The sequence below is a fragment of the Bacillus sp. SRI_025 genome (genome assembly GCF_057592095.1).
Map to the genome: position 1 here is coordinate 45,354 of NZ_JBYEGB010000004.1, position 21,202 is coordinate 66,555.

Below are 21,202 nucleotides of genomic sequence, written 5' to 3' on the forward strand. Positions count from 1 at the left end.
TTACAGGTTTTAACGGAGCCCTGTTGTTTAAAACAGGGTTTATACTTTGTTCAGAGCAGAAAAAAATTGAGGGGAAATGGTATAATGCGTATAGTAATCAGTGGAGGCGGAACAGGCGGACATATTTATCCGGCCTTAGCTTTTATTAAAGAAGTGAAAAGACTGCATCCTAATGTAGAATTTTTATATATTGGTACTGAAAATGGACTTGAAAAGAAAATTGTAGAAAGAGAAAATATCCCTTTCAAGTCCATAGAAATTTCAGGTTTTAAAAGAAAGCTTTCCTTTGATAACGTAAAAACGGTGATGAGATTTCTAAAGGGAGTTCAAAAAAGTAAATCTTACTTAAAAGAATTCAAGCCAGATGCGGTCATTGGAACAGGTGGTTATGTGTGCGGCCCTGTTGTTTATGCAGCTTCTAAGCTGAAAATCCCGACTATTATTCACGAACAGAACAGTCTGCCTGGAATTACAAATAAGTTTCTGGCGAGATATGTTGATAAGGTAGCCATCTGTTTTGAAGAAGCAAAGGCACATTTTCCTTCTGAAAAGGTTGTATTTACGGGAAACCCTAGAGCCTCTGAAGTCGTCTCTATAAAAGAGGGGAAATCTCTTAAAGAGTTTGGGTTGGATGAAAAGAAAAAAACAGTTCTTATTTTTGGCGGGAGCCGGGGGGCTGCACCGATTAATAGAGCAGTCATTGACATGCAAAATGAATTAAAGGCTAAGAACTATCAGCTTTTATATATCACAGGTGAGGTTCATTATGAAAAAGTGCTGAACGAACTAAAGGAAAAAGATGCAGCACCTAATATGATCACAAAGCCTTTCTTGCATCAAATGCCGGAGTACTTGAAATCAATTGATGTGATTGTTGCAAGAGCGGGTGCCACAACGATCGCTGAAGTGACAGCCCTTGGAATCCCAACTATTTTTATTCCAAGCCCATACGTCACAGCAAATCACCAGGAAATTAATGCAAGATCACTAGAAAAGCATGACGCTGCAATCGTTTTAAGAGAATCAGAGCTTTCTGGAGAGAGTCTTCTTCATGCCATTGATGAAATTGCTGGTAATGAAGAAAAGTTAAACGAAATGAGCCGCTTAACAAAAGAACTTGGAGTACCAGATGCGGCTGGACGTTTATATAATGTATTAAAAGAAATTACGACTACATGATGGAATGATATTAGGTAAGGCGGAGGGTAATATGGAGAACTTGAAGAATGAATTATTAGAAACGCAAGTCGGTAAAGTGCTTGAAAATGAGCCGCTTGCAAATCATACGACAATGAAAATAGGCGGGCCGGCAGATCTATTGATCGTTCCTAAAGATATCGATGCAGTTAAAACGATCATGGATCAGATAAAAAAACACCACGCGGACTGGACGGTTATTGGGAGAGGGTCGAATTTACTCGTACTTGATAAAGGAATACGTGGCGTTGTCCTGAAGTTAGGCGCTGGACTTGATCATTTAACTGTAAATGATGAAGAAATTACAGTTGGCGGCGGCTATTCTGTTGTAAGGCTTGCAACGTCTCTTAGTAAGCAGGGTCTTTCAGGGCTGGAGTTTGCAGCTGGTATCCCGGGATCTATTGGCGGTGCTGTTTATATGAACGCAGGTGCGCACGGATCTGATATTAGTAAGATCCTTGTGAAAGCGAGAATCTTATTTGAAGATGGAAGCATCGAGTGGCTAACAAATGAGCAGATGAACTTTAGCTATAGAACATCTGTCCTTCAAAAGGAACGACCAGGCATTGTTCTCGAGGCCGTGTTTAAGCTCAAACAGGATGATCGCGAGAAAATCACAAAGAAAATGCAGCAAAATAAAGACTATCGTAAGGAAACACAGCCTTATAATCGACCATGTGCCGGAAGTATTTTTCGAAATCCGCTGCCTGAATATGCAGGACAGCTTGTAGAAAAAGCGAATTTAAAAGGGTACCAAATTGGCGGAGCAAGAATCTCGGATATGCATGGCAACTTTATTGTGAACGCTGGTGGTGCTACTGCTCAAGACGTGCTGGACTTAATTCAGTACATCCAAAAGAAAATTAAAGATGACTACAATGTAGATATGCATACAGAAGTAGAAATTATCGGTGAAGCAAATTAAAAGCTAGTTTTTATGAATGATGGCATCACAGGAAAACAAACGGCATGAAAGAATGCCGTTTGTTTTCTCATCAAAATGATGACCCAAAGGTGTGGACAAGCAGCTTTGAATGGGGTGAAGAATATACATGCGACCTGATCATGAAAATGAAAAGATCGTCAATATAGAAGAACGAATTCCTAAAATTAAAGAACAAAGGAAGCAGAAAGCGAACCGGAGACTAATCTCTTTTATTCTACTGTTTTTTATCATGGTTTTAATCATTATTTATTTGCAGACACCAATCAGTAAAATTTCTTCTTTAACTATTACGGGTAACGAGCATGTCCCTACAAAACAGCTTGTGAAACTTTCTCAAATCAAAGAAGGCGAAACAGAGTTTTGGAATTTAAATAAAGATTTAACAGCAGATCATATTAAACAAAACAAACTGATTAAAAGTGTCAGTATCAAAAAACATTTTCCAAATAAGGTCAGTATTGCTGTCAAAGAATATGCCAATATTGCGTATCTTCAAAAGGGAAATCTATACTATGAGCTTCTTGAAAATGGGACAGCATTACCAGAAGAAGTCACACCAAGTCATGCAGGACCTATTTTTGTGGATTGGGACAATAAAGAGAAGCTGAAGCAAACTGTAAGATCTTTAAATCAGCTGCCAGCCTCTATTCAGGAACTCATCTCGGAAATATATTATGTGCCGACAAGCTCAAACCAATGGCTCGTTAAATTTTATATGAATGATGGGAACACTGTGATTGCTTCAATTAAAACATTCGCTGATAAAATGGAAACCTATCCTGCCATTGTAAAAGAACTTTCACCTTCTGAAAAAGGCACAATCCATATGGAAGTCGCGACGTATTTTGAAGCGTTTAAATCTAAGAAAAAGGAAGATGAACGTTGAGAGGCAAAACAGTTATATTCTCAATTGTAATGCTTGTTCTTGGTTTTCTGATTTCTTTTTCATACCAATATACTAAGCAGCATCAGGCAGAGGTCATTCGCACAGAGCAATGGAAAAAAGAATACTCCTTGAAAAGTCAGCTGACAAAGCAAGAAAAGGCGAATCAGAAACTTGAAAAAGAATTATACAGCCTTCAATCACAGGTTCAAGCCACTGAGTCCAATTTGAAAAATGAAAAAGAGCAGTATTTTAATGTATTGGAAGATGTTGAGAAATACAGGATGTTTACAGGAGAGATCGGCGTAAAAGGAAAAGGGGTAAAAGTATCCCTTGAAGATGCATCTTATATCCCGAGTGGACAAAATGTCAATAATTACATTGTTCATGAGAGCCACATTTTTCATGTGATAAACGAACTATTTATATCAGGAGCCTCTGCCGTATCTATTAATGGACAGAGAATTACACACCAATCATACATACATTGTAACGGCCCAGTTGTCACAGTTGACGGTGTACAGCATCCAGCGCCGTTTGTCATTTCTGCTATCGGTGATCCGGCTGTGTTAATACCTGCATTAAATATTGCAGGAGGAGTGGTCGATCAGCTGACAAGTGATCATATTTCGATGACGATTGAAAAAAAGGATATTCGTATGAATCCTCTTTTAAAACACAAAGATTAAAAGTGAAAAGGTGAGTGGTGTTGAGGAAAAAGAAGCCTTTACTTAGTTTGACAGTCTTAATGGTGATATTCGGCATCATGGTCTCCATCCAATTTAACTCATTGCAAAAGCCCAAAGTTCGTGATACTCGCGATGTGTGGGAGCTAAGAGAGGATTTATCTGCATCTAAAAGTAAAGAATTGGATTTACTGAAAGAAATTGATAAATATGATGAAATGCTGAAAAAGTATGGTCATCAAGGTGATCAATCAAAAGAAGCTCAACTAACAAAAACATTAAAAGATTTAAAAGAAAAGGCTGGTTTTACAGAAGTGACAGGAGAGGGAATTGAAGTTGATATCTCTCAGCTCTTCTCAAAGGATCTGACTGGAGAAGAAGTGAAAAATATCCCGCCTGATCTTCTGAAAAAGCTAATCAACGAAGCCAATATGTATGGGGCAAAGCATATTTCCATTAATGACCACCGTGTGATTAATACTAGTGTGATTCGAGATATTAATGGCACGACAAAAATGGATGGCTACAGCTTAGATGGTGATGAAGTGACCATCAAGATGATCAGCGACCAGGCCGACAAATTATACAGCCGTTTAAATGTATCAGATATTGCTGATTTGTTTGCTCAGGAAAATTTCGGCTTGAGTATTAGCCAGCCAAAGCAACAAATACAATTAAAAGCATATGACGGTGCAATTCAGGTAAACGAGTTGAAGCCTCTTGACGATGTAAAGGAGGGGAAATCTTAATGTGGCTTCCTGTACTTGGCTTAATCATAGGAGTTGCGATCGGTTTCTTAACAAATTTTACGATACCGAATGAGTATTCTAATTATCTTTCCCTCGCTGTACTTGCTGCACTTGATACATTGATTGGTGGAATCAGGGCACATCTGCAAGGGGCATACGATGAACTAGTGTTTGTATCAGGCTTCTTTTTTAATATTATACTTGCAATAAGTTTAGCTTTTCTGGGCGTCCATCTTGGTGTAGACTTGTATTTAGTCGGAATGTTTGCTTTCGGCGTTAGATTGTTTCAAAATATAGCAGTTATTCGAAGAATTCTACTAACTAAATGGACAATTTCTAGAGAAAAAAAGAAAAAAAGTGAGTCATAAAAAAGGATATACATATGATGTAACGAATATTTTCAGTAATCCTAATAAAAAATGTTGATTTTTTAAGTTTTGTTACACACTTGTAAAAACACATTCATTGTATTGTTGTTCAGCAAATAATAGAATAGAAAGTATTGATATGTGAGGAGGTGCCATAGAATGAACAACAATGAAATTTACGTCAGCCTTGACATCGGTACATCCAATATTAAAGTCATCGTCGGAGAAATGGCGGATGATTCGCTTAACATTATAGGTGTTGGAAATGTCCCTTCAGAAGGGTTAAAAAAAGGATCGATTGTTGATATAGATGAGACAGTTCATTCTATTAGACAAGCATTTGAACAGGCTGAAAGAATGGTAGGTTTTCCTTTACAAAAGGCGATTGTCGGAATTAACGGAAACCACATTCATATTCAGAATACGAGCGGCGTGGTCGCAGTATCTAGTGAAAACAAAGAAATACATGCTGAAGATGTGAGACGTGTCTTAGATGCTGCACAGGTAGTATCTATTCCTCAAGAACATCTCGTCGTAGACGTCATCCCGAGGCAATTTATCGTCGACGGAAGAGATGAGATCACTGATCCGAAAAAAATGCTTGGTGTTCGGCTAGAGGTGGATGGATCGTTAATTACAGGTTCTAAAACGATTCTACATAACTGGCTCCGATGTGTAGAGAGAGCTGGAATTGAAATTATGGATATTTGCTTGCAGCCGCTCGCATCGGGCTCAGCAGCATTATCGAAAGATGAAAAAAATCTAGGGGTAGCTCTCGTTGATATTGGCGGCGGATCTACAACGATTTCCGTATTTGAAAACGGGCATCTCTATTCTACTCACAGTATCCCTTTGGGCGGAGAGAACATTACAAAAGATTTGTCTATAGGACTTAGAACTTCTACTGAAGAAGCTGAACGAATCAAAAAACAATTTGGACATGCGTTTTATGATGAGGCATCGTCTGATGAAACATTTGAAGTTTCTGTCATCGGTACCGATCAGAAACAGACGTATACACAGCTTGAAGCGGCCAATATCATCGAAGCTCGGCTGGAAGAAATCTTGCTCTTTGTGGCAGAGGAATTAAGAAATATGGGTGTCCATGATTTGCCTGGCGGATTCGTTCTAACAGGTGGACAGGCAGCTATACCAGGTATCCTTTCTCTTGCACAAACGGTCTTGCAAAACAATGTTAGAATTGCAAGTCCGAATTATATTGGGGTGAGAGAACCTCAGTATATGACAGGAGTGGGTCTGATCCACTTTGCTTATCGCAATGCAAAGATTCAGGGCAGACAGGTTGGATTCCAAATGCCGGATGAGGCGTTTCATGAAGTAGGCGCATCCATGGAGCCGGTTTCTTCTGCACCACAAGTAAAAGAAGCGCAGCCAAGACCGAAAGTAAAACAAAAAGCACAAGAAGAGACAAATAAAAAACCGGGCAAAATGAAAAAACTATTTAATATGTTCTGGGAATAGAATTAGATTTTCGACGGATTAGGAGGATTCAGCATGTTGGAGTTTGAAACAAATATAGACGGCCTAGCATCAATTAAAGTAATCGGAGTAGGTGGAGGCGGAAATAACGCTGTCAACCGAATGATCGAAAATGACGTACAAGGTGTCGATTTCATTGCAGTTAATACAGATGCACAGGCGTTAAATCTATCAAAAGCAGAAACGAAAATGCAAATCGGTGCTAAGCTGACAAGAGGGCTTGGAGCAGGTGCGAATCCTGAAGTCGGTAAAAAAGCTGCTGAGGAAAGCAAAGAACAGATTGAAGAAGTATTAAAAGGCGCAGACATGGTCTTTGTTACTGCTGGTATGGGCGGTGGAACTGGTACGGGTGCTGCACCTGTCATTGCAAAAATCGCAAAAGATTCTGGTGCATTGACAGTTGGAGTCGTGACTCGTCCTTTCACATTTGAAGGAAGAAAACGTCAGCTTCAAGCAGTAGAAGGAATTGCTTCTATGAAAGAAGCAGTTGACACATTAATTGTGATTCCAAACGATCGCTTGCTTGAAATTGTTGATAAAAACACGCCAATGCTTGAAGCATTCCGTGCAGCAGATAACGTACTACGACAAGGTGTTCAAGGGATCTCAGATCTTATTGCTACACCAGGTTTAATCAACCTTGACTTTGCTGACGTGAAAACGATCATGTCCAATAAAGGTTCTGCTCTTATGGGTATTGGTGTCGCAACAGGTGAAAATCGTGCTGCTGAAGCTGCGAAGAAAGCTATTTCTTCACCGCTTCTGGAAACGGCAATCGATGGTGCACAAGGTGTCATCATGAATATTACTGGTGGTACGAACCTAAGCCTTTATGAGGTACAAGAAGCAGCGGACATTGTTGCTTCTGCATCTGACGAAGATGTAAACATGATTTTCGGGTCTGTCATTAATGATAACTTGAAGGATGAAATTGTGGTAACCGTGATCGCAACTGGATTTATTGAGCAAGAGCCAGAGGTGACAAAACCACAAAGAAATCCATTAGGACAAGGATTAAAGCAAAATCAATCCATTCCTCAAAAGCGTGAAGTGAAACGTGAGGAGCATCAGCAGCCATCATCTCAGCCGAGACAAAATACACAATCAAGCGATGATACGCTGGATATCCCAACGTTCTTGCGCAATCGTAATAAACGCTAATCAAGTATTACTCATCCCCTTCCATTGGAAGGGGATTTTTTCATGTCTCATATATAAAGAAACCAGCATCTCTTCTGAATAAAAAGTCTTGAATGTGTCTGGGTCACTTCATTCAACATGTGTATTTTGGCTTAGAGTGATTAAGTAAAAAGAATCATTTTTAAATCCTATTACAAAAAGCGACAAAATGATGATCTTTATTTGACTACATTAAATAGAACACCATGAATCTTGTCATGAACAAAGGAAAGGGAGGAGTGAGACCCGCACTCTGTTTGACCATTTGAGGAGGAGGGATTTGATTGAAAGTGAAGTTTCACAAAACCGCCGGCTATCGTTTGATGAGTCTTTTGGTGATTGGTACTTTAACGATGACAAGCTTTGGGATGGTTCAAGCAAAATCGACTTCTACCTCATATCAAGAGGAAGCTGTTTCCTCCAAGAAAACAAAAGCCAAGATCTCATCTAGGTTAATGAAACAGTTTCAACAAGAAGACAAGGTGACCTTTTTAGTCAAAATGAAGGAACAAACAAATGTCAAAAAAGTGGCGAAGGATGCTGTGTCAAAAGCAAAAAAACAGAAGTTAACAGCTGCTAAAACGCAGTACACAAAAAGATCAGCTGTTGTATCAGAACTAAGAGCAACATCTGAAGAGACGCAGGAAGCGCTGCTTGCTTATTTACAAAAGGCACAAAAGAAAAAGCAAGTGAAGGATATTCATTCGTACTATATTGTGAATGGTCTCGCTGTGACGGGAACGAAAGAAGTCATGGAAAAGGTTGCTTCCTTCCCAGAAGTAGATCAAGTGCTGCCAAATGAAATCCGTCAAATTCATCGTCCTGTTGATTTGAAGACTTCAAAGCCGAACAAACAAATCAAAGCAGCAGATGGAATCGAGTGGAATATTTCTCAAGTTCATGCCCCAGAAGCATGGGCTTTAGGCTATGACGGTACTGGTACCGTTGTGGCAAGTATTGATACAGGTGTGGAATGGGATCATCCTGCATTAAAAGAAAAGTACCGCGGATTTGATCCTGCACGTCCGAATGAACCTTCACATGAATTCAATTGGTACGATGCAACGACAGGTTCTGAAACGCCATACGATGATTTAGAGCATGGTACACATGTGACGGGAACGATGGTTGGCTCTGAGCCAAATGGAGAGAATCAAATTGGCGTCGCACCAGGTGCAAAATGGATTGCGGTGAAAGCTTTCTCAGAAGATGGTGGATCAGATGCTGATCTGCTTGACGCAGGTGAATGGATTTTAGCCCCAAAAGATGAAAATGGGAACCCTCATCCGGAAAAGGCACCTGACGTAGTGAATAATTCTTGGGGCGGCGGGCCTGGTCTTGATGATTGGTATAAAGATGTGGTCAATGCTTGGAGAGCGGCAGACATCTTCCCAGAGTTTTCAGCTGGTAATACGGATTTATTTAACCCTGGCGGTGAGGGATCTATTGCAAATCCTGCGAACTATCCAGAAGCCTTTGCGACGGGTGCAACAGATCAAAACAACAAATTGGGTTCTTTCTCTTTGCAAGGTCCCTCTCCATATGGCGTCATGAAACCAGATATTGCGGCCCCAGGGGTAAACATTCGTTCTTCTATACCTGGAAAAGGGTATGAGGATGGCTGGAATGGAACCTCGATGGCAGGTCCGCATGTTTCAGCTGTTGTGGCTCTTCTTCGCCAAGTACAGTCAGATCTGTCTGTGGAAGAGATCGAAGAAATTCTCATTGATACTGCAAAGCCGCTGACAGATCAGCAATTCCCGGAATCCCCTAACAATGGCTATGGGGCAGGATTAGTTGATGCAAGAGAGGCGATCACAGCATTAACAGATGGAATTGGCAAGATTGAAGGACAGGTAACAAAAGAAGGAGAAGATACAGAACCACCTGTTTTTTCTCATAAAGGACCGAATGAAATTTTTGCCTCTACGCCAACTCCTCTAAGCATCACAGCCGAAGATGAAGTAGCTGTGACAAATGTCTCCTTGAGCTATCAAGTGGATCAAGGGAAAAGGGAGACGCTGCAAGCAAAACGTACGGATGGAAATCATTTAAAGGGGACATATGTTGTCCAGCTGCCAGAACTTGAGGGAGAGAACGTCACGTACCGATGGATTGTGAAAGATTTTGGAGAAAATGAAGCCGCATCAGAACCGTATACGCTTCCGATTAAAACATCCATCACGACTGGCTACTCGCAAGATTTTGAAGCGTGGCCTAGTGGATGGTTCAGTGGTGGAACAAAAGATCCTTGGCAGTGGGGAAAGCCGACCACAGGTCCGAAACAAGCCTTTACTGGAGATCATGTTTACGCCACAAACCTAGACAGTCCTTATGAAAATTCAACAGATGCTCATTTATCTATGCCGATGATTGCTGTACCTGAGTCAGGCTCTTCCTTTTTACAATATCAATACTGGCATGACCTTGAAGCAAATTATGACTATGTGCATATTCATGTGCAGCCTGAGGGGGAAGATGCTGTCCAGGTGGCAGCCTATACAGGTAAAACAAGTGCATGGACAAAAGGAGAAGTTGATTTATCTGCCTACAAAGGTCAAAACGTGAGGGTTATTTTTCAGCTTAGAACGGATGGCAGTGTGACAAAAGACGGTTTTTATTTAGATGATGTGAAAATAACAGATGAAGCCTTGCCTCAAAAGGCAAAGAAACAACTTGGCATCATCAAAAAAGAAAAGCCAGCACAGGAGCAGAAGAAACCCGTTGATCCGAAAAGGGCAAAGCCTGCTAAAATAAAAGAAAAACATGTCCAGATGAAAAAGGAAAAAAGCTTAGATGCTCCGTCTATCAAAGCTCTTCCGATGAAGGCAGAAATCAGTGTTCTTGAAAGCGGCAAGTCCACGTACACAGATGAAGCGACAGGGAGATATCAGCTTTCTCATGGTGCAGGGGAGTTTACAGTGAAAGCTGAAGCATATGGATTTGAATCACGCACCCAAAAAGTCAATATTTCCTCAAATGACACGGCAGAGGCGAATTTCTCTTTGCAGCCACTTGAGAAACGAACGATCTCCGGCACAATTGTAAACGAAACAACGGGTGAAAAAGTCAAGGATGCCACGGTTTATCTTGTAGAAGATGCGAAAATTGAGCCGGTCAAAACAGATGAATCTGGCGAGTTTTCTCTAGAGGCATTGAGCGGTGTGTATACAGTCAAAGTATTTGCGAAAGGGTTTAAAGGATATTCGTTTACAGCGGATGTGACAGAAAAGCCGCTTGAAAAAGCAATTAAGCTTGAACCATTCATCGGTTTTGCTGGCGAAATTGGCTACGATGACGGAACAGCTGAAAATGCGCGGGCGTTCTATGATCCTGGCAATGGCTGGGCGGTGAAATTTTCATTAGAAAAGGGGAAGAAACAAGCGCAAGTCACAGGTGGGCTTTTCCGTTTCTGGACAACAGAGTGGCCAGCCCCTGGCGGGAATGAATTTGCGGTTGAAGTGTATGATGCATCCGGGAAGGACGGCGCTCCAGGTGAGAAAGTCGCTGGACCTTTCAAAGCGAATGCGCTGCGCAATGGTGAATGGACAAAAGTAGATTTAGAAGATCAAGCCATTACGGTGGAGGGAGATTTCTACCTTGTCTATATTCAAACGAAAAAGAATACGGAATCTCCAGGCCTTGCAACAGATGAAGATGGACCAAATGCTGAAAGAAGTTGGCAGCTGACAAGCGGTGCCTTTTCTCCTTCTCCAAAAGAAGAGGGAAATTATATGATTCGTGCGCTTGTCCAATATGAAGCAGATGTACCAGAAATAACGTCTCCAAAAGCAGGAACGGTCACGAACAAAGATGAACTGGAGATTGAAGGAAAAGCCTCTCCAGGGCTTGATGTAGCGATCTATCAAAATGATGAAGAGATTGCCAAAGTAAAAGCAGACCAGTCAGGTGTTTTCAAAGAGAAGGTCACAGTGTCAAGCGGAGAGCATGTATTCACGGCTGCTACTGTTACGGATAAAGGCGCAACGAAAAAATCCAAATCAGTAAAGGTGATCATTGATCAAACAGCCCCAGCGTTAACGATAGATACACCGAAAAAAGGGGAAAAGTCTAACAAAGAATCTCTCACTGTAGAAGGAAAGGTAACGGATGATCATCTTGATCAAGTCACTGTGGATGGAAAAAAGGCAGCAATAAAAGATGGGAAATATACTGCAAGAATACTGCTTGAAAACGGGAAAAATACGATCAAAGTAACAGCGAAAGATGCAGCAGGAAACAAAACGACTAAAAAAGTCGATATCGATGTTCAATACGAAGCACCTGAAATTTCGAAGCTGACCCCAGCAGAGAATGTCAATCTATCATCAGGTGAGTCTGTTAAAATTTCATTTCACAGCAGAGAAAAGTTAGACGCAACGTTTGTCATTCATATGCCGCTGACAAATGCTAGATCAAAGCTGCAAAATACAACAGAGCTGCCGCTTCGCGAGGTAGCTAACGGAACATATGAAGGCTACTGGACAGCTACCTCTACTGCCAAAGCAAAAGGTGCAGTCATTGAAGTGATTGTGCGGGATGATTATGGAAATGTCACACGACAAAAGGCTCCAGGCACATTAAATATCAATGAAAAATAATCCTTGAAAAAAGGCACGACTCCTAGGAGTGTGTCTTTTTCATTTCGAACAATTGTTTGAAGGCTTGTCCAGGAGCACACTCCCTTGCTTTACGCTCTCATTCCTCGACAAAAACAATAACAATCCACCAAAAGTTCTCTATCATCCCCAACAAGAATTGACAGACTTCCATCTCATGGCTGTTTTATACTGGTACAAACAAGTGCAAGTACTGCTTTTGATTCTTTGTTTCAGATGAAAGGAGCAGAAGGTGGTCATTTATTTAGATGTGATTTGGCTGTTAAACTTTTGTTTTGATCTATTGCTTCTCTTACTCACTGCATTTATTCTCAAACGACAAGTAAAAAAAAGGCGATATATGTTAGGAGCTCTGATTGGATCGAGCATTGTTCTCTTGCTCTTTACACCATTTGCAATGTTTGTGTCACACCCTCTAGGCAAACTGCTTTTTTCTGTCTTGATCGTGCTTGCAACTTTTGGATTTCAAAGATTTCGTTCCTTTTTTCAAAACCTGTTTGCTTTTTACTTTGTCACATTTTTGATGGGAGGAGGCATGATCGGGGTTCATTCGTTTTTACAAACCAATACTGTTATTCAAAACGGGCTGCTGATTTCACAAAATGATGGATTTGGTGATCCCATTAGCTGGCTTTTCGTTTTAACTGGCTTTCCTGCGATTTGGCTCTTTTCAAAGAAAAGATTAGGAGAGGTCGGTGCGAAAAAAAGACAGTTTGATGAACAAGTACTTGTGGAGATACACATTCACGGAGAGACCATCCGGCTAAAGGGACTCGTCGATTCTGGCAATCAGCTGTATGATCCTATGACGAAAACACCTGTGATGATTGTTCAGGCCGATCAGCTCATGTCCATTTGCGGAGAGCCTTTTATAGAGCTTATGAAGCAGTCTCATCCTGTTGAAGTGATGCAAAAGCTAGATGATCGATTTCCGCTTCTTGATCGTTTAAGACTTGTTCCATATCGAGCGGTCGGTCATGATCACGGGTTTCTTCTATGCTTAAAACCAGATACGGTCATCATTTATTCAAAAACACATATGATCCAGCCAGCCAAGTGTTTTGTAGGCATGAGTCTAAGCGGTTTATCAGCAGATCAGGAATTTCAATCCATCATTCATCCAGATATGTTAGACGGAAAAATCATCCAAGGGGTGTCTTAAGTTTTGGTGATGTCTTTTATCTTACGAGGTCAACTTGACATTTAGAAGGGAGAAGAAGATGAAAAAATTAAAATTTAAACTCACTTACTACTGGTATAAACTCCTCATGAAGCTAGGTCTAAAGAGTGATGAGATTTATTATATTGGTGGTAGTGAGGCGCTGCCGCCGCCATTATCAAAGGATGAAGAGCAGGAACTGCTTGTCAAATTACCAAAAGGTGATCAAACAGCAAGAGCCATCCTGATCGAAAGAAATTTGCGGTTGGTGGTCTACATCGCAAGAAAATTTGAAAACACAGGGATTAATATAGAGGATTTAATTAGTATTGGAACCATTGGCCTGATTAAGGCGGTCAATACATTTAACCCAGAAAAAAAGATCAAGCTCGCGACATATGCTTCGAGATGTATTGAAAATGAGATTTTGATGTATTTGCGCCGGAATAATAAAATTCGTTCAGAAGTGTCGTTTGATGAGCCGCTCAATATTGATTGGGACGGAAATGAACTGCTTTTATCAGACGTCCTTGGAACAGATGATGATATTATCACGCGGGATATTGAAGCAAATGTAGATAAAAAACTTTTGAAAAAAGCGCTGGAGCAATTAAATGACCGCGAAAAGCAGATCATGGAGCTCAGGTTCGGTTTGGTCGGCGGCGAAGAAAAAACCCAAAAAGATGTCGCTGACATGCTAGGAATTTCTCAATCGTATATTTCGAGGCTTGAAAAAAGAATTATTAAACGATTACAAAAAGAATTTAACAAAATGGTCTAAAAAAATTTTTTTGAAAGCTCTGTCCCTTTGCTGTCAAAGGAATCAACTTCTTTTCTCATGATTCTCATCATCACTCGTGCATATTTTTCCATCCCAAGGAGATACTGAACTTTGTACAACAGCTCCTGTAGGGAGGGAAAAAAGTGTCCAGAAATAAAGTGGAAATCTGCGGAGTCGACACCTCCAAACTGCCTGTTCTGAAAAACGAAGAGATGAGAAAATTGTTCAGACAGCTGCAAGATGAAGGTGACGATACAGCAAGAGAAAAGCTAGTCAATGGCAATTTGCGGTTGGTTTTAAGTGTGATTCAGCGTTTTAACAACAGAGGCGAGTATGTGGATGATCTCTTCCAAGTAGGCTGTATCGGATTAATGAAATCAATTGATAATTTTGATTTAAGCCACAATGTCAGATTTTCAACTTATGCGGTCCCTATGATCATAGGAGAAATCCGTCGATACTTGCGTGATAACAACCCGATTCGGGTGTCTCGTTCACTAAGAGATATTGCCTATAAAGCGCTTCAGGTCCGTGAGAGGCTGATTAGTGAGACAAGCAAGGAGCCAACGGCAGAAGACATTGCCAAAGTGCTGGAAGTGCCTCATGAGGAAATTGTCTTTGCCCTAGATGCGATTCAAGATCCTGTTTCTTTGTTTGAACCGATTTATAATGACGGAGGAGATCCGATTTATGTGATGGATCAAATTAGTGATGATCGGAACAAAGACACACAATGGGTAGAGGAATTAGCCTTAAAAGAGGGAATGCGCCGATTGAATGATCGAGAAAAAATGATTCTCCGCAAACGTTTCTTCCAGGGAAAAACGCAAATGGAAGTCGCTGAAGAGATCGGGATTTCTCAAGCACAAGTCTCAAGACTTGAAAAAGCAGCCATCAAACAAATGAATAAAAATATCTTTTAAAGCCGCCGCTTCATGTGCGGCTTTTTTCATTCTTGTGAGAGAGCACGTCTCTAGTATTGACTCTGTTATTTTTTTCATTTAATCTGTTTTTAACAAATGTTATTTTAGATATCATTTGTTAGGGAACACTTAAGCGGAAAGAAGGGTTATTATGACATTCCATGATGAAAGAAGGCTGCTCATAAAGGTTGCGCATATGTATTATGAAGAAGGCGCCACTCAATCTAAAATAGCAGAAGCTGTTGGGGTTAGCCGTTCGCTCATATCGAAATATTTGGCAAAAGCACGTGAAGCAGGAATCGTGGAAATCATTATTCATGATGAAGTGAATCAACAATATGGATCATTAGAAAGAAAAATAGAGCGGAAATATGGGCTGCGAGAAGTCGTCTGTGTGGAAACGCTCAGCCAAGAAACAACCAAAAGCCGAATCGGCGCTGCAGCGGCAGGCTTTTTGTTAAAAGTAATAAAGGATGGACAAGTTATCGGTTTTTCCTCAGGAACCACTTTGCATGAAATGGCGAAAGCGCTTACGTCAGTTCAGCACTTTCCATCCGTGACATTTGTTCCGCTTGTCGGGGGTGTGGGAAACGAAGATGTTGATATCCACGCCAACTATATTATTGCAAGGTGCACAGAAGCACTCAAATCTAAATGTGAGTTTTTACATGTGCCTGTTATGCTTGATACGAAAGAAGCGAAGGACGTACTAATCCGGCAGCCATCAATCAAAAAAGTGATTAAACTAGGAGAATCATCAAATATTGCGGTTGTCGGAATTGGCGGGGTTCCGCAGCATTCAACGATGGTGAAATCTTATATGACAAGCGGTGAGGAGGATATTCTTCAAGCGAAGGATGTGGCGGGTGACATTTGCTATAACTTTATTGATCATCAAGGGGAAGTGTATCCCCACCCGTGGAACGACCGGGTAATGGGCATAAGCCCGCAAAAGCTGAAGGAAATCCCGCTAGTCATTGGTGTCGCTGGAGGCGAAGAGAAAATTGAAGCGATCCGGGCAGCATTAGAAGGTGGATTAATTCATGTATTAATTACGGATGAACGAACAGGAGATGCCTTGTTAAAGTAACTACCTAATCATATTAGGTAGTTTTTTTGAGTCTTTAGACTCAAAAAGATTGAAAATTTTATCGATTTTAGCTTGACACAAAGTTGACACATCATATAAACTAAGTTCATAACAAATGATAAATAAAATAACAAATGTTACAAGAAACAGATTTTTGTTAATTTTTATAACATTTGTTAAAAGTTTCAGATTATTTTTCTAGCAATCTACCCGAGAAGCAAGAAAACCTGAAAGGATGATTTAGATGTCAATCTATCAACAATTGTTAGCTCGAGAACGCAGTGGAGATCCAATCAAAGTAGGAATTATTGGGGCAGGCCAAATGGGCTTTGGACTCATTTCACAAATTTCTAAAATTCCAGGCATGATTGTAGCAGGTGTTTGTGATATTCACCTTAGTGCAGCAGAGAAGGCAGCGAATTTTTACAAGCAGCATGCGAAGCCGCATCAAATGGTCGTCACAAATGATTATAGAGAAGTGATTCAATCAGATTTTGTGGAAGTAGTTGTAGATGCAACAGGTGTTCCAGAAGTCGGAGCAAACATTTCTTTGGAAGCGCTTAATTCAAAAAAACATCTCGTTCTTTTAAATGTAGAAGTTGATATTACCATCGGTTTGGTGATGCATAAATTATTCACAAATGCAGGACTTGTTTACTCTGGATCAGCTGGTGACGAACCGGCAGCAACACTAGAATTATATGAATTTGCGAAAACAATGGGACTTGAGGTGCTCGTTGCTGGGAAAGGCAAGAACAACCCATTCTTCCCAGAAGCAAATCCAGATACGTGTAAAGCAGAAGCAGATAGTAAACATATGAGTGCACATATGCTCGCTGCCTTCCAAGACGGAACAAAAACAATGGCAGAAATGAACTTATTAAGTAACGCGACAGGGCTTTTGCCAGATAAAGTCGGTATGCACGGAGTCGAAGCAAATTTAGAGAATGTAGCAGATAAATTGAATCAAAAACAACAAGGCGGCGTGCTCGATAACTTCGGAGTCGTTGAATATGTAAATGGGCTAGCACCAGGCGTATTCGTTATCGTCAAGAGTGATCTTGAGCCAGTAGATGAAGAGCTTCGTTACTTAAAAGTTGGAAAAGGTCCACACTACACACTTTACCGTCCTTTCCACTTAGCAAGTCTTGAAACACCTGTTACCATCGCAAAAGCGGTCTTACAGCATGACTCATCGATCCACCCGATTGGTGTACCAGTGTCAGAAACAGTTGCTGTAGCGAAAAGAGATATTCAAGCAGGAGAATCACTTGACGGAATTGGCGGATACTCCGTAAGAGGTGTACTTGAAACGCATCAAGACATGAAATCGAACGGTCATATTCCGATTGGCTTAATCAGCGGAAAAGTCGTAGCGAAAAAAGACATCAAATTAGGACAGTTCCTCACTCATGATGATGTAGAGCTTGATTCAAACACAACCGTTTGGAAGCTGCGTTCATTACAAGATCACTTATTTCAATCATAAGGACGTGAAGCTATGGAAAAATTAGCAATCGTACTTTGTATCATTCTCATCGTGCAGTATGGATTATCTTTTATTCAGATCAAGTATTACCGCAAAAGCATGGACTCACTAATTGATGACTACAGAGGGAAACAGGGATATCACTTATTTTCAGGAATGGAACGGCGCAAAGTTGGCCCTGGGGCCATTGCGCTCATCATTGTGGATGAATCGTATATCATTCAAAAATGTCATGTGCTTGGCGGCGTGTCGATCTTATCTAAATTTAAAGAAGTTCCTTCATATGAAGGAAAGCATGTAGGGGCTGTGCTGGACGAGCACCACATGATGAAGAAAACATTGAAAAAACGTAAAAAGACGCCAGCTGTCATGCAAGCACTATCCATGGCGGCTGAGCAGGCACTTGTCTCGATTTCGAAAAAAAATATAACAAATGTGAACTAAAGAAAGGGGAGATGAAACATGGAATGGATTCAATGGTTTGGAGAGCACTTTATCGGAATGTTTGAAGCCGGCGGAAAGCAATTCATGGGTCTTGTTACAGGTATCGTTCCAACGCTTGTTGTGTTACTTACTTTCACTTATGCTGTCATGAAATTTATTGGAGAAGAGCGAGTGAATAGAGCCATTCAGTTTGCAGCGAAGTATACCATTTTGCGCTACACGTTAATGCCGATCTTATCCGTTCTTATTTTGACAAACCCAATGGCTTATACGTTTGGCCGCTTCTTACCTGAAAAACAAAAACCAGCATTCTATGATTCAGCTGTTTCATTTGTTCATCCGGTGACATCACTGTTCCCGTATGCCAATGCAGGAGAACTATTTGTCTACTTAGGAATTGCGAACGGGATTAAAGAAGCTGGATATTCAATGTCAGAGCTTGCTGTTCGTTACTTCTTAGTCGGGATCGTCGTCATTTTACTACGCGGAATCATTACTGAATGGATTACAAAATATTTAGCAGGAAAAATGAAAGCGAATTCACAATAGGGGAGGGTTAGACATGACAAACCACAAAGTATTTGTTGCAAAAGGTGCTGGCGGATGGGGAGAAGGCTTAGAGCTTGAACCAACTGGTAAAAGAAGAAAGGTTGTTTCCATTACAGGTGGAGGCATTCACCCAGTTGCACGTAAAATTGCAGAAATGACAGGGACAGAAGCATGTGACGGCTTTAAAAACTCCATACCAGAAGATGAAATGATGTGTGTTGTCATTGACTGCGGAGGAACAGCGCGAATCGGACTTTATCCAATGAAACGCATTCCTACTGTAGACGTTTTGGCATCCTCTCCTTCTGGACCGCTTGCTAAACATATTACAGAAGATATCTTCGTATCAGGCGTAACAGAAAAAGATATTTCCTATGCAGAAGCATCTGATGGTGAGGCAAAAGCAGAAGGTCAGGAAAACAGTGAGTCGATTGACAAAGAGAATTTCAAAGAGACGTATGCAAAGCTGAAAGAGGAAAATATCGAGCGGCAGGAAAAAGGCAATTTCCTGATGAGATTCTCGCGTGGAATTGGGAAAGTCACCGGTACGTTCTACCAGGCTGGCCGTGATTCTGTTGATATGCTTTTGAAAAACATTATTCCATTCATGGCATTTGTCAGTATGTTAATTGGAATTATCAATTATACAAAAATTGGTGACCTGATTGCCCATTTTCTATCACCTTTGGCAGGATCTCTTTGGGGGCTCTTACTGCTCGTAGTGGTCTGTACATTGCCGTTCCTATCACCTGTCTTAGGACCTGGAGCAGTCATTGCCCAAGTCATCGGTGTACTGATTGGTAGTCAAATCGCACTAGGAAACATTCCGCCTCAATTTGCACTTCCTGCACTATTTGCCATCAACGGTCAAGTAGGGTGTGATTTTATTCCAGTGGGGCTGTCACTTGGTGAAGCGAAGCCGGAAACGGTACAATATGGGGTACCAGCTGTATTGTATAGTCGTCTCATTACAGGGGTTCTATCTGTTGTGATCGCATACGTTGCTAGCTTCGGTATGTATTAAACGTATTAAAGGAGGAATCGAGATACATGGTAACACAATCTGTCGTAAAAGAAATTGGGATCTTAGTCCCGCAATTTAAAGAAGATAAGCTGATTGTATTATTTGGACCCGCAGCGCCGCAGGAATTAAGAGATATGTCTGTCATTCATGAGTTCGAACATCTAGAAGAAGAGCCGCTGAAGCTGGGCGGAACCATTCAAGTGGGCGATCAAACGTACACGATCACAGCCCTCGGCAATAAAGCAAATGACAACTTTAAAGAGCTCGGTCATATTTCGATTTACTTCCAAGAGCCGTTTGATGATGTATTACCAGGAGCTGTATTTGCATCCCCGCACACGTTTCCTGATATAAAAGAAGGCGTACGAATTGAAATTTCGTAACCATGTAAAAAAAGCTGTTCCTAAAAAGGAGCAGCTTTTTTACATGAGGTTTACCAGAAAGAGCATTTGCGATATGCTGTAAACATTCATTATTTGTATATTCAGAATTTTTACTCAGGAGGAAGTTATCGTGTCACTTGAATTGAAGAATGTTTCATTAAAACGAAATGGGAAATGGCTGCTTGAGTCTATTGACTGGCAGGTGAACAAGCAGGAACACTGGGTACTTTACGGTTTAAATGGTGCGGGGAAAACCGCTTTATTAAATATGCTTTGCTCTTATTATTTCCCCACGTCAGGCGAAATGACAGTGCTGGGACATGTCTTTGGCAAGGAGGCTCTTGGTGAAAAGCTCAGGAGGAAAATTGGACTCATCTCAGCAGGACTTGAAAAGAAATTGCACAGAGACGACAATGCTTTTGAAATTGTGCTGAGCGGCGCATTTGCTTCTATCGGGCTTTATGAAACCCCGACAGATGAAATGAGAGAGAAAGCCATTGATCTATTAAAAGCATTCGGTTCATTCAAATATGCCAACAGAACTTATGAAACACTCTCACAGGGAGAGAAGCAAAAAGTCTTGATTGCGAGGGCTTTAATGAATGATCCGCAGCTCTTGATTTTAGATGAACCTGTGACGGGTCTTGATTTTCTAGCAAGAGAGCAAGTGCTCGAGACCATCTCATTGATTGCAGCAAAACCTGATGCGCCTACTTTGCTCTATACGACCCATCATGCAGAGGAGATTCTGCCTGTTTTTCAGCATACCTTATTATTAAAAAATGGATCTGTTTTTGATCAAGGAGAAACAAAAGAGATGATGACAAGCGGCCTGCTTTCTTCTTTTTTTGAATGTCCGGTAGATGTCATGTGGAGAAATGGCCGTCCGCATTTAAGTAAATTGTAGATGAAAGAAACTATTGGTCTGCGTCCCTGCTTTTCCATCATACATATTATAGTAGAAAACGAAAGGCGGGGAAGGACAGATGATCAGCATTTCTGAATTCCAAATCAAGGATGTCGTCGATGTATCCAGCGGGAAAAAACTAGGTACCATTGGGGACATTGATATTAATGTCACAAGCGGCAAAATCCAAGCGATTATTATTGGCGGCACAGGTAAAATGATGGGATTTTTCGGAAAAGAAGAGGAAATGATTGTCCCATGGCGAAATATAGTAAAAATTGGCGAAGATGTGATACTTGTCCGCTTGTCTTCTTAATTCGTATAAC

The 21,202-nt window shown here is 40.9% G+C and carries 20 protein-coding genes; all 20 read left to right on the top strand.

Annotated elements, in window-relative coordinates:
* The first annotated feature begins 84 nt into the window (after positions 1–84).
* The 20 genes from murG to AC20OE_RS12640 all read left to right on the top strand — a co-directional run bounded on the left by murG (position 85) and on the right by AC20OE_RS12640 (position 21,192).
* The gene (murG, locus tag AC20OE_RS12545) at positions 85–1,179 is read left to right on the top strand and encodes an undecaprenyldiphospho-muramoylpentapeptide beta-N-acetylglucosaminyltransferase (protein ID WP_039178340.1); all 1,095 of its coding nucleotides are present in this window, start codon (positions 85–87) and stop codon (positions 1,177–1,179) included.
* 31 nt (positions 1,180–1,210) lie between these two features.
* Positions 1,211–2,122, top strand: a complete 912-nt coding sequence (gene murB / locus AC20OE_RS12550; RefSeq protein WP_099663235.1) for a UDP-N-acetylmuramate dehydrogenase — start codon at positions 1,211–1,213, stop codon at positions 2,120–2,122.
* A 127-nt stretch (positions 2,123–2,249) separates the two neighbouring features.
* Positions 2,250–3,029, top strand: a complete 780-nt coding sequence (locus AC20OE_RS12555; protein WP_039178345.1) for a cell division protein FtsQ/DivIB — start codon at positions 2,250–2,252, stop codon at positions 3,027–3,029.
* On the top strand, positions 3,026–3,715 hold the full coding sequence (locus tag AC20OE_RS12560; protein ID WP_039178348.1) for a DUF881 domain-containing protein: 690 nt from the start codon (positions 3,026–3,028) through the stop codon (positions 3,713–3,715). The genes AC20OE_RS12555 and AC20OE_RS12560 overlap by 4 nt, the downstream gene beginning before the upstream one ends.
* A gap of 20 nt (positions 3,716–3,735) precedes the next feature.
* On the top strand, positions 3,736–4,461 hold the full coding sequence (locus tag AC20OE_RS12565; RefSeq protein WP_058837740.1) for a DUF881 domain-containing protein: 726 nt from the start codon (positions 3,736–3,738) through the stop codon (positions 4,459–4,461).
* A complete protein-coding gene (locus AC20OE_RS12570; protein ID WP_003210988.1) occupies positions 4,461–4,829 on the top strand; it encodes a small basic family protein in 369 nt (122 codons plus the stop codon). Before AC20OE_RS12565 ends, AC20OE_RS12570 begins: the two co-directional genes overlap by 1 nt.
* Positions 4,830–4,988: 159 nt before the next feature.
* On the top strand, positions 4,989–6,311 hold the full coding sequence (gene ftsA / locus AC20OE_RS12575; RefSeq protein ID WP_039178353.1) for a cell division protein FtsA: 1,323 nt from the start codon (positions 4,989–4,991) through the stop codon (positions 6,309–6,311).
* Between the two features lie 33 nt (positions 6,312–6,344).
* Positions 6,345–7,490 carry a cell division protein FtsZ gene (gene ftsZ, locus AC20OE_RS12580; protein WP_024424252.1) on the top strand — a complete coding sequence of 382 codons (1,146 nt, stop codon included), beginning with the start codon at positions 6,345–6,347 and terminating at the stop codon, positions 7,488–7,490.
* Positions 7,491–7,792: 302 nt separating this feature from the next.
* The gene (locus AC20OE_RS12585) at positions 7,793–12,109 is read left to right on the top strand and encodes a S8 family peptidase (protein WP_099663236.1); all 4,317 of its coding nucleotides are present in this window, start codon (positions 7,793–7,795) and stop codon (positions 12,107–12,109) included.
* A 250-nt stretch (positions 12,110–12,359) separates the two neighbouring features.
* Entirely contained in the window at positions 12,360–13,289 is a 930-nt protein-coding gene (gene spoIIGA / locus AC20OE_RS12590; protein ID WP_039178359.1) for a sigma-E processing peptidase SpoIIGA, read from the top strand.
* Between the two features lie 58 nt (positions 13,290–13,347).
* Positions 13,348–14,067 (top strand): RNA polymerase sporulation sigma factor SigE, encoded by a 720-nt coding sequence (gene sigE, locus AC20OE_RS12595; RefSeq protein ID WP_007499746.1) that lies wholly within the window; start codon positions 13,348–13,350, stop codon positions 14,065–14,067.
* 143 nt (positions 14,068–14,210) lie between these two features.
* Positions 14,211–14,990 carry an RNA polymerase sporulation sigma factor SigG gene (sigG, locus tag AC20OE_RS12600; protein WP_024424250.1) on the top strand — a complete coding sequence of 260 codons (780 nt, stop codon included), beginning with the start codon at positions 14,211–14,213 and terminating at the stop codon, positions 14,988–14,990.
* 151 nt (positions 14,991–15,141) lie between these two features.
* A complete protein-coding gene (locus AC20OE_RS12605; RefSeq protein ID WP_039178363.1) occupies positions 15,142–16,080 on the top strand; it encodes a sugar-binding transcriptional regulator in 939 nt (312 codons plus the stop codon).
* Between the two features lie 244 nt (positions 16,081–16,324).
* Positions 16,325–17,569: an NAD(P)H-dependent oxidoreductase gene (locus AC20OE_RS12610; RefSeq protein WP_039178366.1), complete on the top strand. Its 1,245-nt coding sequence runs from the start codon at positions 16,325–16,327 to the stop codon at positions 17,567–17,569.
* 12 nt (positions 17,570–17,581) lie between these two features.
* Positions 17,582–18,013, top strand: coding sequence for a transcriptional regulator GutM (locus tag AC20OE_RS12615; protein ID WP_039178369.1), 432 nt, complete (start codon positions 17,582–17,584; stop codon positions 18,011–18,013).
* Positions 18,014–18,031: 18 nt separating this feature from the next.
* Positions 18,032–18,562 carry a PTS glucitol/sorbitol transporter subunit IIC gene (gene srlA / locus AC20OE_RS12620; protein ID WP_003210918.1) on the top strand — a complete coding sequence of 177 codons (531 nt, stop codon included), beginning with the start codon at positions 18,032–18,034 and terminating at the stop codon, positions 18,560–18,562.
* A gap of 13 nt (positions 18,563–18,575) precedes the next feature.
* Positions 18,576–19,586 carry a PTS glucitol/sorbitol transporter subunit IIB gene (srlE, locus tag AC20OE_RS12625; RefSeq protein WP_024426936.1) on the top strand — a complete coding sequence of 337 codons (1,011 nt, stop codon included), beginning with the start codon at positions 18,576–18,578 and terminating at the stop codon, positions 19,584–19,586.
* Between the two features lie 26 nt (positions 19,587–19,612).
* Positions 19,613–19,969 carry a PTS glucitol/sorbitol transporter subunit IIA gene (locus tag AC20OE_RS12630; protein ID WP_007499733.1) on the top strand — a complete coding sequence of 119 codons (357 nt, stop codon included), beginning with the start codon at positions 19,613–19,615 and terminating at the stop codon, positions 19,967–19,969.
* A 130-nt stretch (positions 19,970–20,099) separates the two neighbouring features.
* Positions 20,100–20,876, top strand: coding sequence for an ABC transporter ATP-binding protein (locus AC20OE_RS12635; protein ID WP_039178373.1), 777 nt, complete (start codon positions 20,100–20,102; stop codon positions 20,874–20,876).
* 79 nt (positions 20,877–20,955) lie between these two features.
* On the top strand, positions 20,956–21,192 hold the full coding sequence (locus AC20OE_RS12640; RefSeq protein ID WP_008344958.1) for a YlmC/YmxH family sporulation protein: 237 nt from the start codon (positions 20,956–20,958) through the stop codon (positions 21,190–21,192).
* Positions 21,193–21,202 lie beyond the last annotated feature (10 nt).